Source organism: Pseudomonas sp. USTB-Z, assembly GCF_019691255.1.
Classification (GTDB): Bacteria; Pseudomonadota; Gammaproteobacteria; order Pseudomonadales; family Pseudomonadaceae; genus Aquipseudomonas; species Aquipseudomonas alloputida.
The window spans coordinates 157,961-170,284 of the sequence record NZ_JAECZP010000002.1 but is presented as its reverse complement, the minus strand read 5'-3'; the positions used below and the strand labels follow the sequence as shown (position 1 = coordinate 170,284).

Sequence of the window (12,324 nt, the reverse complement as noted above, 5' to 3'; positions counted from 1 at the left end):
AAATTGAGCAAGACAGTTGCTCCACACGGTTTGCGTCAACCTGCCAGGTCGGCGGCGCTATGGCGCTCCGGCACCTGGCTGTGTTCTTCTCCCCAGGTACGGTTCACGCGTGTACCGCGCTGCACAGCAGGGCGCTGGGCGATGTCCTCGGCCCAGCGCTGTACGTTCGGGTACTCGTCAACCGCCAGGAACTGCGCCGCGTCATACAGGTTGCCGCGTACCAACTGGCCATACCACGGCCACACGGCAATATCAGCAATACTGTATGCCTCGCCGCCCAGATAACGGCTTTCGGCCAAGCGACGATCAAGTACGTCCAGCTGACGCTTGGCCTCCATGGTGAAGCGGTTGATGGCGTACTCGAACTTTTCCGGTGCATACACGTAGAAGTGGCCAAAACCACCGCCCAGGTAAGGCGCCGCACCCATCTGCCAGAACAACCAGTTCAGGCATTCGGTGCGCGCAGCCGGCGATTTTGGCAGCAATGCTCCAAACTTTTCTGCCAGGTACAGCAGGATCGAACCTGATTCGAACACCCGCACCGGCGGCTCCACGCTGCGGTCGAGCAGGGCGGGAATCTTCGAGTTGGGGTTGACCTGGACGAAGCCACTGGAAAACTGATCACCCTCGCCGATGCGGATCAGCCAGGCATCGTATTCGGCACCGGCGTGGCCCAGGGCAAGCAGCTCTTCAAGGGCAATGGTGACCTTGACGCCGTTGGGCGTAGCCAGGGAATACAGCTGCAGCGGGTGTTTGCCCAGCGGCAGGTCCTTGTCGTGAGTCGGGCCGGCGACCGGGCGGTTGATGCTGGCGAACTGGCCGCCGGAGGCTGCGTCGTTGCGCCAGACTTTGGGTGGCACGTAGGCAGGCTTGCTCATGCATGAATCTCCTTCAAAGGCGCGAAAACGGTCACGTGAAAACGTTGACCTGCATCTATGCCATGGGTTCGACGCAATGCGCAAATGCACAGGGTGCAGGCGCAGCTTGCATGACGGCGGTTTCATCCAGTTTTCATCCGGCACAACGCCGTCCGGTTTTATGCTGGGTTATCCCTTCGTCCTGCAAGGAACCGCTGGCCGATGACCCTTGCACGCTGCGTGTTGGCGCTGGTCCTGCTCGGCGGCCTGTTGGCCCGCGCCGAGGCCGCGCCGTGGGTTGCCGGCCTGCACCTTATGACCTTGACCGACCCGGTCGATAGCCGCCCGATGCAAGCGCTGGCGTTCTACCCGGCCGTTGGCAAAACCCGTATCAGCCGTATAGACGGGTATCCCGTCGACGTGGCCGAAGAGGCGCCCGTCGCCATGGGGCGATTCCCGTTGCTGGTGCTGTCTCACGGCAATACGGGCAGCCCATTGGCTTTGCATTACCTGGCCACGTCGCTGGCGCGGCAAGGGTTCGTGGTGGTGGCGGTGGTGCACCCGGGGGACAACGTGCGCGACCACAGTCGCCTTGGCACCCTGAGCAATCTTTATGGGCGGCCGCTGCAAGTCAGCGCGTCGATCACCGCAGCACGTGATGATGCAGTGGTCGGGCCTTATCTGAATGAAGGCAAGGTGGGCGTGATTGGCTACTCGGCCGGCGGAGAAACCGCGTTGATCCTGTCTGGCGCACGCCCCGACCTGGACCGTCTGCGTCAGTACTGCCTGGAGCGCCCGCATGACACAGACGCCTGCAAGACCCACGGCATCCTGATTGCCGACCGTAGCGAACTGGCGCCCGAGACCGACCCGCGAGTGGGGGCGGTCATGTTGATGGCGCCGCTGAGCCTGTTGTTCGGGCGCCATGCGCTGGCCGGGGTGCAGGTTCCCGCACTGATCTACAGTGGCGACAGCGATCAGCTTGTGGCCGTAGACCGAAATGCCGAGGCCCTGGCCCGCAAACTGCCGGTCACACCGGACTACCGCCTGTTGGCCGGTGCCGGGCATTTCGTGTTCATGGCCCACTGCGATGCCGAGCAGTACGCGCGAATGCCGGCGCTGTGCAAGGACGCCGACGGCGTCGACCGCCGGCATATCCATCATTCGCTGCAGCGAGAAACGGCAGCGTTCTTCAGCCAGGCGCTGGGCGCGCCAGCGCCGGCTGAGCGTTCAGCTACGGCGGGCGCGCCGCGCCAGCCACAACGTTAGGCCAACCCCGGCCAAGGCGAGCAGGGCCGCCACGCAGAAGATCGAGGCATACCCCAGGTGTACCGCCACGGCGCCCATCACCGGGCCGGCAATGGCCAAGGCCATGTCGAAGAACACAGCATAGGCACCCAGCCCTGCGCCGCGGCTGCTGCTGGGGACTTGCTTGATCGCCTCCACGCCCAATGCCGGGTACACCAGCGACAGCCCGAAACCGGTCAGCCCGGCACCAACCAGCGCCCAGGGCGGTGACGGCGCCAGCCACAGAAGGCCCAAGCCCAGCACTTCGGTGGCCATGCAGGCGACCGCCACGTTGTAGCCACCAAAGCGGTTGACCGCGTTGACGAACAGCAGCCGCGAGATGATGAAGCACACACCAAACGCACTCAGGCACCAGGCCGCACCGGCCCAGCCGCGCTCGAGGTAATACAGGGTGACGAAGGTGGTCAAGGTGCCGTAGCCGATCGAGGCCAGGGTCAAACCCAGGCCACACGGGGCAACCCGGCCGAACGCCGACCAGAAGGGCAGGCGCTCGCCGCGCACCACGACCACGTCGGGGCGCTTGCGAAGCACCAGCAGGGCAAGGGTTGCCAGCACCAACAAAGCCGGCCCCAGCACGCTGAAGTTCAGCCCGTCCACGGCCAGCACGCCGATCGGCGCACCGATGGCGATCGCGCCATAGGAGGCGATGCCGTTCCACGAGATCACCCTGGCAGTGTGTTCGGGGCCGACCTGGCTGATGCCCCAGCTCAAAGTAGCCACGCCGATCAGCCCTTGAGCGATGCCCAGCAGCAAACGTCCACCGAGCAGCAGTGCCAGGCTCAGCAGCGGTAAGGGGAGGGTCCAGGCTGACAGCAACGTCAACACCCCGCAACCGGCAATCCCCAGCAGGCCAAAGCGGATGGCCTGTTTCCCTCCCAAAGTGTCCGCCACCCTGCCTGCAAACGGGCGGCTCAGCAGCGTGGCCAGGTACTGCAGGCCAATGGTTACACCGGCGATCACTGCGCCAAATCCGAGCTGGTCGTGCACATAGCTGGGCAGCACCGCAATCGGCAGGCCGATGCAGAGGAAGGCAATGAAGGTATAGAAAACGATCGACAGGATCTGCAGGGTGATGTGCAGCGTGTGACTGGCGGGGGCAGGTTGTTGCGCGGTCATGGGCTCTTTCGCGGGCGGGCGGTTGGGCGTGGACCCATCATGGCCGTTGCGCGAAGGAAAAGAAAGCAGGCTAACGAATTATTCGTCGGGTAGTGTCAGTCGGTGGGAGGGGGCTACGCCGGCAAGCCCGCGAAGCGGCCCAGCCACACAAGGTGGCCAGGCCTTGGCCTTCAATCAGACCAGCACACCCTGGCTACGCAGGTAGTCATCGTAAGTACCGCTGAAGTCCACCACACCATCGGGCGACAGCTCGATGATGCGCGTGGCCAGCGACGACACGAACTCGCGGTCGTGGCTGACGAACAGCAGAGTACCCGGGTAGTTTTCCAGCGCCAGGTTCAGCGCTTCGATCGATTCCATGTCCAGGTGGTTGGTCGGCTCGTCCATCACCAGCACGTTCGGTTTCTGCAGGATCAGCTTGCCGAACAGCATGCGACCTTGTTCACCACCGGAAATCACCTTCACCGACTTGAGGATTTCGTCGTTGGAGAACAGCATGCGCCCCAGGGTGCCGCGGATAACCTGCTCACCAGAGGTCCACTGGCCCATCCAGTCGAACAGGCTCATGTCGTCTTCGAAGTCGTGGGCGTGGTCCTGGGCGTAGTAGCCCACTTCGGCGCTGTCGGTCCACTTTACCGAGCCCGCATCCGGGGTCATCTCGCCGACCAGGGTGCGCAGCAGGGTGGTCTTGCCAATACCGTTGGGGCCGATGATCGCAACGCGCTCGCCCGCTTCGACGGTGATGTCGAAGTTCTTGAACAGCACCTTGTCGTCGAAGGCTTTGGCCATTTTTTCGACGACCACGGCCTGGCGGTGCAGATTTTTCGTCTGTTCGAAGCGAATGAACGGGCTGACGCGGCTGGACGGCTTGACCTCGGCCAGCTGGATCTTGTCGATCTGCTTGGCACGTGAAGTGGCCTGCTTGGCTTTGGAGGCGTTGGCCGAGAAGCGGCTGACGAAGGTCTGCAGCTCGGCGATCTGGGCTTTCTTCTTGGCGTTGTCCGACAGCAGCTGCTCACGCGACTGGGTGGCTGCGGTCATGTACTCGTCATAGTTGCCCGGGAACAGGCGCAGCTCACCGTAATCCAGGTCAGCCATGTGGGTGCAGACGCTGTTGAGGAAGTGCCGGTCGTGGGAAATGATGATCATGGTGCTGTTACGCGCCGTGAGGATCGTTTCCAGCCAGCGGATGGTGTTGATGTCCAGGTGGTTGGTCGGTTCGTCGAGCAGCAGCACGTCCGGGTCCGAGAACAGCGCCTGGGCCAGGAGGACACGCAGCTTCCAGCCCGGTGCCACTTCGCTCATCGGGCCGAAGTGCTGGTCCAGCGGAATACCCAGGCCCAGCAGCAGTTCACCGGCGCGGGACTCGGCGGTGTAGCCGTCCATTTCGGCGAACTCGGTTTCCAGCTCGGCGACGGCCATGCCGTCTTCTTCGGTCATTTCCGGCAGCGAGTAGATACGGTCACGCTCGGCTTTGACTTTCCACAGCTGGCCGTGGCCCATGATCACTGTGTCGATCACGGTGAATTCCTCGTAGGCGAACTGGTCCTGGCGCAGCTTGCCCAGGCGGGTATTCGGCTCGAGCATGACCTGGCCTGCGGACGGCTCCAGGTCACCGCCGAGGATTTTCATGAAGGTCGACTTGCCGCAACCGTTGGCGCCGATCAGGCCGTAGCGGTTGCCGTTGTTGAATTTGACGGAAACGTTTTCGAACAGCGGCTTGGAGCCGAACTGCATGGTGATGTTAGCGGTGGAGATCAAAGGGCTTACCTATCAGTAACTTACGACGCTGGGCTTTCAGCTGATACCGATTTGATACCAATCTTGAGTTTTTCCAGCTCGCTCCAGTTGGAGCTTGAATTAAGCCAACGGGCATACGTCGACAGCAGCATCTGAATGCTGTGACCCAGCTGTTGGGCGATAAATGCGGGGTTGAGGCCGGACATTAAGCGTATTGTCGCATAGGTGTGACGGCAGTTGTATGGGGGCGACGCTTGATCCCCAATTCAATCAACACAGGCACCCACCGTTTGTGGGGCTCGGAGATCTGCTTCACGCACTCCGCATTCCTCGACGGCGGGGGCGGGAACGGTGTTTCGGTCACAGCTCCCTTTTCATCTCTGCGGCGATTCGCGTGCAGAACGACGAGTGGTGCCTGCAAAGACGCTACATGCAATTGGAGGCGTTCGAGGCGGTCAGCGCTTATCCTCCAACCAAGCTGCCGGCCGTGCTCAACCAAACGGCGAACTCAGTGGCCAGAGCCACGATGAGTTACACCACTTGAGGCGTGATCAGCTGCCGACTTGCAACGGACGCCCAGAGCATGAGCGCACTTGCAGTTGACCACGTCGCCCATTGCCGTAAAATCGCGCGCCCAAATTCAGCAGGCATGGCAAGAGGGAGCTTGAATGCAGCGGGTGATGATCATTGGTCAGCCAGGGTCTGGGAAAAGTACCCTGGCGCGCAAGCTTGGCGAGCGCACAGGCTTGCCGGTCGTGCACATCGACACGATTCATTGGCAGCCAGGGTGGGTCGAGCGTAGCCGGGACGAGAAGACGCGTCTTTGTCATGAGATCGAGGCCCGTGAGCGCTGGATCTTCGAAGGCGGGCATTCCACCACATGGAACAACCGGCTGGCCCGCGCTGACATGGTGATATGGATTGATCGCTCGGCTCCGCTTCGATTCTGGCGCGTGCTCCTCAGAACGATGTTGAACCGCGGTCGATCCCGGCCTGATTTGCCGGACAACTGCCCGGAGTTGCTGGCCAACCTGCCGGAGTTTTTCAGGTTCATGTGGCGGACGAAAGCCTCGTCTCGGGAGGCGATGAAGCGATTCGTGGCGACGGCCCCGCCGGGCTGTCGCGTGGTCTGCCTGCGGACCAATCGGGATACCGATGTTTTTCTCGCGAGTATGGGCACGCAGCCTGATCAGGTTGTGCAAGGTCATTAGATGCCAGATGAGCTTCTCGCCAATCACCCCGCAGGCAGCACGGCTGTACCGAAACTTGCAGCCAGCCTGAGATCGATGTGCTGGCCGAGGTTTCAGAGCATCGCAATGAGGCCGCGCGAGACGAGGTGTTGCTGACGCAGGGCTAGATACGCGGCAGTGACCTGTCGGCGTTTAAGCTCACTTAGCTGTTGGAAGCCGATCTGTGCTTGGCCGCGAGCGATCACCTCGCCGACAGGCTCGGCAGGTATCATGTGAGCCTTTGCCTCGAACTGTTTGCCGAGCTGCATGCGAGGGACCAGGATTTTAGAGAGGTATACACCGCTTGCGCTGTCGGAGTAAGCGACAGAGGTGCTGTTTTGCTGCACTTTGCGCAAGCTGCTCACCACGGGCGAGCCTGTTTGGGGCGGCCTGAGGGGGTTCACCCATCAAAGGAGCGACCTCTCGTGAAAGCGTACCTCGCCCTTTCTATTGATAGCGTCGCTTAGAAGCCATTGTTAAACAAAGGAAGCAGTTGTATTCAGAACAGCTAGTCCTGATGCTTGATAACAGCACTGCATCTGATAGGGAAGTTGACTGAGTTGGCAATAAAACATTCGTGGTGAGCATCGTCATGCAGGCGTCTTGCAAGATCCAGATCTGACTGGCTGCTGATAATGACCTGAGGCCTTAACTCAGCGTCTTTGAAATGGCCCTTGCGCTGGCCATCCCCTTCAAGCATCCGGCCCACCGGGTAGTCGACATATTCCAGGACGTTCACGTTGTTGACTGCGCACAGATGAAGATACCAAAGCTTGTGGCAGGCCGAGATCGAGGCCAGCAACATGTCTTCAGGGTTCCAGCGTTCAGGGTTCCCGCGAAAGGCGGGGTCGGCAGAGCCAAGGATAGGTGCCTTGCCTGGAGCCTCCACGTTGAAGTCTCTCTGGTACGCCGTATAACTGGCAGTCCCTTCACCCGTGTTACCTATCCAATTTACGGTGACAGCGTAATGGTGTTCTTTCATGGTCACTCCTGTGTCGAAAGACGGCCGGAAAACCTTGCCCATCGCTTGGGTGCGGTTATCTTGCTCTCGATTGAGGGCTTTCCACCAGCATCTATTGTTTGCAGCGACGCATGAGCAATCCGAGCACATGCAATGATCCGAACTGCGAACAGTCCTGATTGCTGGCTTCCTCGTGCTCTCTGTCGTGTCCTGGGCTTGAGGGTATCAAAGCCCTGTCTCAGGCTTGGGGACTCAACACGCACAGTGGTGCTTCAGCTCAACGGCGCCTTCGCCGCCGCCTCGATCGTGTCGAGGTCCAACTCAATTGTTTCGGGCATGACGATTCCTTGGCCGTTCTTGTGACCGGCCTGTGCTTTAGTGGGCGATTGTTGGAATGGATTTTTCTAGCGAGGGATAACGCTTATGTTTGCTGTCGGAATTGCGCTTCTTGCCGTTGGATTAGGCACTTCAAATCCTGGGCTCTGGATACCGGGCGCCGCGCTCATGGCTGCCCGCATCGTGAAACGAGCACGCAGCTGACCCCTTGGCCGCCATATCGCGGCACTGAATAGAGGGGGAAGGGGACAGGGGTTACATCAGAAAGAGTACGGATTTGCCCTCAGATCAGAAGGACCTGCGCTGCGGTGCGGTCGTCCCCGGCTTTGCCCGGATGTGCGCCCACTTGTATCTGTGTGTCCGTAAATGTGTAGTGCGAGACACGGCCTACTACACATGGGCGACAGCACCCTGTAGAGGCCTGACTTTCCGATCATGTCGTAAAGTCACACCGTTACAAAAGGACCGCGCGCGTCAATTCGTTTACCGACCGCCCCTTTGACAGGGGCGGAGGCGGCTCGCGCACAGCGCAGTACAGTGCTTTAGTCGTCGTAGTGGTAGCGGCATTGCAGAACGGTGAGCATACCGGCCTCGAAGAAGTAGACCAGGCGGTGCTCACGGGTGATGCGGCGGGACCACAAGCCAGATAAATCGCCTTTCAGCGGCTCAGGCTTGCCAATACCGGTGAAGGGGGTGCGTAGGCACACGTCAATTAGGCGGTTGACGTTGCCAAGGATGGTGAGATCGGTACTCTGCCAGTGACAGTAATCCTCCCAGCCCTCCTTGGTGAACTTCACGCTTACCTTGTCGCGGGCTTCATTCTTGTTCCGCTGCTTCTGGTTCTTGCTCATTGAGGTCCAGTTCCTTCGTCAAGGCGTGGCCGTCCCGGAGCTGAACGATGGATGAGCGCAAGCGCGAAGCGTTTTTGGACGATCCCAACAGGTGAATGGTCTCGTTCATCCCGTTGTAGTCCTCCAGAGACATCATCACTACGGGTTCGCCACGCTGTCGCGTGATTACGGCGGGCTCATGGTCCCGGCAAACATCATCCATTGTCTGCTTCAGTTCGGCGCGAGCCTGGCTAAAAGTCAGTACGTGCATTTGTCCATCCTCCAGGCTCTGCCCGGGTAAGGGTTGCTCTTTGGACCGCCACAGGTGACGCCCAAAGTTCTAAGAAAGTGAAGCCTGTCGGCCCGCACAGCGGCTCCGTATTGACTCACCGTGCTCTCTCATCTGGATCAGAATCAGAATCGTCATTCCAGTAGCCACAGGCCACAGGTGTCCAGATGGATCCAGCCGTCGCTGGCAACCGCAGGCATTGTACCTAACATTGTACAAGTCAGTAAACCGATTATCGGGTTAGGGCTTGATATGCCGTACGGCCTTCAGCTGAGGCAGTCCTAGTCATGGGCCTTTGCCATTGGTGGGTACTTCCCATCCCGTATTTGAGCGTTCCGGAAGGATGCTCAACAGTCTGGCGGCGAACCTTCATCTTCCCCGGATCATGCTCCAGTCGAATGATGGGCTGGTGATGCGCTTACCGCTGTTAAATGAAAAAAAGCAGATGTAAAAAAATGTAACACACACCTTCAGCAGTGGATTCATTGGAACAGCTGTGTATTCTGTCTCTCCAGTCAAGAATATGAGTTCAAGGTCCGTTCCATGCGTAATCGCGGCAAAATCTATTGGGAATGGGCCAATTCTGCGTTGCATTCCCGCAACTACGATGAGCGCCTTCCCTGCGGCACTTTAATCAACATCCAAGCCCGACTCTCACTTGAAAACGTCACTCAACTTTTCTTGGGTATCTACGGGAAAAAAGGCGTGCTCTTGCTCGAAGAGGTACACCCTGACTGCCGTGGACAGAAACTGTCTGCGGCGATGACCTGGGCGCTCGAGCGTGCTCACGACTGGGTCGCCAAGGCGTTTCCTGCGCCCAAAGCACCAGGGCCTGAACCACTCCCGCGCAGAGGCTCGCGTCTTCACGGATAACGATGCAGGGAAAACGGAACGCTCGTCAGATCGCTTGAGTCGTATCTCCATCAAAAGCGCATTGAGGCGCCCAGTTGGAGAAAGTGATGAGCCTTCAGTCCACCAGTCATGACCTTTACGTGCATGCCTACCTTGGTTACCAGGCATCGATTTACGTGCTGTGGGAGTCGAGCGTCGAATTTCCCACGGGGATGTTGGTCGAGGTAGGGAAGCCGGGCGCAACGGCGCGAACCCTGCGTGTGAGTCGACCATTCTCCTCTTCGACAGAAGCCATTCTCGAAGGGAAGGTTATGGCTGAACAGTACGTGGAAAGTCAAAAAAGCGGAGCTTGTGCTGCCAGGTGAGTTCGCCGAGGTCTGATCGGACCCACCGCAACCACGGGCAGGTCGACCACCTGCGAATCTGTGCAGCTGTTGATAACGGTATTCCCTGTTCGTCGAGTCGAGCCATTTCAACAGTAACCGCTTGCGCAAGTGCCATTGTGGACGGTGGTGTTACCAATCGTCGTGCTGTGCGGGTTCCAAGTCGACGCGGTCCCCGAGTCGAAACCCTGCACATCAGTGGTCGATGATGTTGCGCTACCGGTACTTGGGCCGGCATGGTCTACTACCGCTTCACTGAAGCGGCTCTATCAGCTCGGCGCCTTGGTTGCGCACATTGCCAATGGCTTTGCTCACTCGATACCACTCGAAGGCCTCGGCTGGCTCACCCAGGTTGAGCGCCATCTGCTCGGCCTGTTCCCCGGGCATCGCGGTTTGCATCCACTCACGCGCAAGGTCTGGGGCCAAAACCACTGGCCTGCGGTCGTGCACATCCACCATTCCGCCCTGAGCATCGGCCGTAATGATGACGAACCCATCATGCTCGCTGCCAGCGAACTGGCCGATGCTGGCGCAAAGGGAAGGGCGCCCGTCCCGGCGTCGGATGTAGTACGGCTGTTTCTTCGGTCCGCCTTCATCGACCCATTCATACCAGCCGTCGATCGGCGTTATGCCTCGGTGCGGCCAGATCGCCCGGAAGAAAGGGCCGTGTGCCACCTTTTCGACCCTGGCGTTGATCGGTGCGGCACGGTCGGTCGCCCAATGCGGCCGCCAGCCCCATCTCACCAGGTCCGCCCGCGGGCCTGCTTCATCCACTCGCAGCACTGCCACCGGCGTGGTCGGCGCGACGTTGTACCGGCCAAGTGGCTGGTCGCCGACGTTGTTCCGCCAGGCCTCTGGCAGGCTCAGGGTTTCGACAAAGTCGTGTATGCCTCGGTACTGACTCAACCTTCCACACATGCGCAACCCTCCTGCCAGAGCAAGCATAGCGCTTGGGTGTATTGCCGGTGTGGATGACGCCGACGTGGTGCTGTACGCGCAGTTCTGATGGTGCCGGGCTGAATGAGCGCCCCACCTCCTTCAACACGGCGCCAAGTCTGATCTTCCAGGCGTTATAGGGTCGTTCGAAGGGACCCTTACAAAAATGCAGTACTTACCACCTTCCATCGATTCAAAGGCCACCAGCTTTTCCACCAGCGCGGCGCTCAAAACCTTGCCGGCGTTAAGCAGCAACATGCCGTTGTCGGCGTTCAGGTTGCGCGCAAGCACCATTCCCGGCGCCAGGTCACGGGTGGTACACACCTGGACTTCAGGGTCCACCAGGGTCATATCGCTGTGGAACGAGGCGCAAACCTGGACGAAATCCTCAAGGAGCGCCGGGTCATACAACCGGCCGGCGTACTTGCGCAGGTAGAGCAAGGCCTCATCGCTGTTCATCTGCCGTTCAAGAATCAAACCCCGTTGCAGCTCAACGAAGTCCACGGCCAGCTTGAGCAAGCGAGCGCCGAACGGGATAGCTTCACCCTTGAGCCGGTCGGGGAAACCGCTGCCGTCCCAGTGCTCCTGATGATGCAGGATCAGGCGCGCGGCATCTTTCATGGGCTCAAGGGTCATAAGCAGCGCTTCACTCTGGCGTGGGTAGTCGCGATAGCGGTCGCGGTCGCCGTGCATCAGCTGGTCCGAAGGGGCAACGATCATGCTATCCGGCCAACTCAGTTTGCCTATGTTGTACAGCGCCGCAGCCATGGCCAGATCGCGGCTTATCGCCTCGTCCAAGGCGTGGACCCGACAGTAGCAACGCACCAGTTCGATGATCTGTCGATTGGTCTGCTTGGCTGGAGGCAGCCGCAGATTAGCCAACATCGAGAACACCTCGGTCCCGGTCACATAGCTGTGTTTCAGTTCTTCGTAGGCCAGATCGAGCATGTCAGCGGTCTGCTGCAGCTCCGCGGTACGGGCTGCAACGCGTTTCTCCAAGTCGTTATTGAGCAGTCTCAACTGGGCGTTCTGCCGACGTGCCAGCAGCTCCAGGCGTTGGCGCTCGCGTTCGGAATGCTGGTGGTCCAGGGCCTGGCGCAAGGTCATCAGCAATTCGTCGTCGTTCCAGGGCTTGCTGATGTAACGGTGGATTTGACCGTCATTGACGGCCTTGATGATTGCGCTTGGGTCGGCATAGCCGGTCAGCAAGATCCTGACGGTCGATGGGTGATGCTGATTGATCTGTGCCAACAAGGTGGCGCCGTCCATCCCGGGCATGCGCGCATCGCTCATCACCAGATCAACCGGGCCCTCGGCCATCTGCGCCAGTGCCTGTTCACCGCTGGTCGCCAGCTTCACGTCATAGGGTTGCCCACGCAATAGCCGACGCAGACTGTTAAGGATCGACTCCTCGTCGTCTACCAGCAACACGGTCGGCCGATAGGGTGAATTCAGGGGCGGTTGCACGTCCATGGCAGGCCTCACGT

12 protein-coding genes and 2 pseudogenes are annotated in these 12,324 nt (G+C 59.9%); 4 read left to right on the top strand and 10 right to left on the bottom strand.

What is annotated here, in order from left to right; genetic code table 11:
- Positions 1 to 35: 35 nt before the first annotated feature.
- Positions 36 to 878, bottom strand: a complete 843-nt coding sequence (gene yghU / locus I8746_RS02750; protein WP_014756459.1) for a glutathione-dependent disulfide-bond oxidoreductase — start codon at positions 876 to 878, stop codon at positions 36 to 38.
- A 201-nt stretch (positions 879 to 1,079) separates the two neighbouring features.
- Between yghU and I8746_RS02745 the strand changes: the two genes are divergently transcribed.
- Complete coding sequence (locus I8746_RS02745) at positions 1,080 to 2,126, top strand: dienelactone hydrolase (RefSeq protein ID WP_221100130.1); 1,047 nt, start codon at positions 1,080 to 1,082, stop codon at positions 2,124 to 2,126.
- Here I8746_RS02745 and I8746_RS02740 read toward each other — a convergent pair.
- The 3 genes and pseudogenes from I8746_RS02740 to I8746_RS27060 form a co-directional block, all read right to left on the bottom strand.
- A complete protein-coding gene (locus I8746_RS02740; protein WP_088512223.1) occupies positions 2,088 to 3,281 on the bottom strand; it encodes an MFS transporter in 1,194 nt (397 codons plus the stop codon). The genes I8746_RS02745 and I8746_RS02740 overlap by 39 nt on opposite strands.
- A 174-nt stretch (positions 3,282 to 3,455) precedes the next feature.
- A complete protein-coding gene (locus I8746_RS02735; RefSeq protein ID WP_221100129.1) occupies positions 3,456 to 5,042 on the bottom strand; it encodes an ABC-F family ATPase in 1,587 nt (528 codons plus the stop codon).
- 20 nt (positions 5,043 to 5,062) lie between these two features.
- A pseudogene (locus tag I8746_RS27060) lies at positions 5,063 to 5,418 on the bottom strand (site-specific integrase); the annotation flags it as partial.
- A gap of 271 nt (positions 5,419 to 5,689) precedes the next feature.
- On the opposite strand from I8746_RS27060, the gene I8746_RS02730 reads away from it, so the two are divergent.
- Complete coding sequence (locus tag I8746_RS02730) at positions 5,690 to 6,232, top strand: AAA family ATPase (RefSeq protein WP_221100128.1); 543 nt, start codon at positions 5,690 to 5,692, stop codon at positions 6,230 to 6,232.
- A 170-nt stretch (positions 6,233 to 6,402) separates the two neighbouring features.
- Here the strand turns inward: I8746_RS02730 and I8746_RS02725 are convergent.
- The 4 genes and pseudogenes from I8746_RS02725 to I8746_RS02710 form a co-directional block, all read right to left on the bottom strand.
- Positions 6,403 to 6,588: pseudogene (locus I8746_RS02725) on the bottom strand (ABC transporter substrate-binding protein); the annotation flags it as partial.
- Positions 6,589 to 6,758: 170 nt separating this feature from the next.
- Positions 6,759 to 7,232 (bottom strand): OsmC family protein, encoded by a 474-nt coding sequence (locus tag I8746_RS02720; RefSeq protein ID WP_003248145.1) that lies wholly within the window; start codon positions 7,230 to 7,232, stop codon positions 6,759 to 6,761.
- An 857-nt stretch (positions 7,233 to 8,089) separates the two neighbouring features.
- A complete protein-coding gene (locus tag I8746_RS02715) occupies positions 8,090 to 8,398 on the bottom strand; it encodes a Txe/YoeB family addiction module toxin (RefSeq protein WP_221100127.1) in 309 nt (102 codons plus the stop codon).
- Complete coding sequence (locus I8746_RS02710; RefSeq protein ID WP_221100126.1) at positions 8,364 to 8,648, bottom strand: type II toxin-antitoxin system Phd/YefM family antitoxin; 285 nt, start codon at positions 8,646 to 8,648, stop codon at positions 8,364 to 8,366. The genes I8746_RS02715 and I8746_RS02710 overlap by 35 nt, the downstream gene beginning before the upstream one ends.
- Positions 8,649 to 9,209: 561 nt before the next feature.
- Here I8746_RS02710 and I8746_RS02705 point away from each other — a divergent pair.
- On the top strand, positions 9,210 to 9,539 hold the full coding sequence (locus I8746_RS02705; RefSeq protein WP_012052509.1) for a hypothetical protein: 330 nt from the start codon (positions 9,210 to 9,212) through the stop codon (positions 9,537 to 9,539).
- A gap of 86 nt (positions 9,540 to 9,625) precedes the next feature.
- Positions 9,626 to 9,883 carry a hypothetical protein gene (locus tag I8746_RS02700; protein ID WP_004576696.1) on the top strand — a complete coding sequence of 86 codons (258 nt, stop codon included), beginning with the start codon at positions 9,626 to 9,628 and terminating at the stop codon, positions 9,881 to 9,883.
- Between the two features lie 270 nt (positions 9,884 to 10,153).
- On the opposite strand, the gene I8746_RS02695 is transcribed toward I8746_RS02700, so the two are convergent.
- A complete protein-coding gene (locus I8746_RS02695; protein WP_221100125.1) occupies positions 10,154 to 10,819 on the bottom strand; it encodes an SOS response-associated peptidase in 666 nt (221 codons plus the stop codon).
- 120 nt (positions 10,820 to 10,939) lie between these two features.
- Positions 10,940 to 12,310, bottom strand: coding sequence for an HD domain-containing phosphohydrolase (locus I8746_RS02690; protein ID WP_221100124.1), 1,371 nt, complete (start codon positions 12,308 to 12,310; stop codon positions 10,940 to 10,942).
- Positions 12,311 to 12,324 lie beyond the last annotated feature (14 nt).

Excerpts from the sequence above, each read along its gene's own strand:
- I8746_RS02715 (WP_221100127.1), bottom strand. The coding sequence starts at position 8,398 with ATGAGCAAGAACCAGAAGCAGCGGAACAAGAATGAAGCCCGCGACAAG.
- I8746_RS02710 (WP_221100126.1), bottom strand. The coding sequence starts at position 8,648 with ATGCACGTACTGACTTTTAGCCAGGCTCGCGCCGAACTGAAGCAGACA.
- yghU (WP_014756459.1), bottom strand. The coding sequence starts at position 878 with ATGAGCAAGCCTGCCTACGTGCCACCCAAAGTCTGGCGCAACGACGCA.
- I8746_RS02730 (WP_221100128.1), top strand. The coding sequence starts at position 5,690 with ATGCAGCGGGTGATGATCATTGGTCAGCCAGGGTCTGGGAAAAGTACC.
- I8746_RS02690 (WP_221100124.1), bottom strand. The coding sequence starts at position 12,310 with ATGGACGTGCAACCGCCCCTGAATTCACCCTATCGGCCGACCGTGTTG.
- I8746_RS02720 (WP_003248145.1), bottom strand. The coding sequence starts at position 7,232 with ATGAAAGAACACCATTACGCTGTCACCGTAAATTGGATAGGTAACACG.
- I8746_RS02705 (WP_012052509.1), top strand. The coding sequence starts at position 9,210 with ATGCGTAATCGCGGCAAAATCTATTGGGAATGGGCCAATTCTGCGTTG.
- I8746_RS02740 (WP_088512223.1), bottom strand. The coding sequence starts at position 3,281 with ATGACCGCGCAACAACCTGCCCCCGCCAGTCACACGCTGCACATCACC.
- I8746_RS02700 (WP_004576696.1), top strand. The coding sequence starts at position 9,626 with ATGAGCCTTCAGTCCACCAGTCATGACCTTTACGTGCATGCCTACCTT.
- I8746_RS02745 (WP_221100130.1), top strand. The coding sequence starts at position 1,080 with ATGACCCTTGCACGCTGCGTGTTGGCGCTGGTCCTGCTCGGCGGCCTG.
- I8746_RS02695 (WP_221100125.1), bottom strand. The coding sequence starts at position 10,819 with ATGTGTGGAAGGTTGAGTCAGTACCGAGGCATACACGACTTTGTCGAA.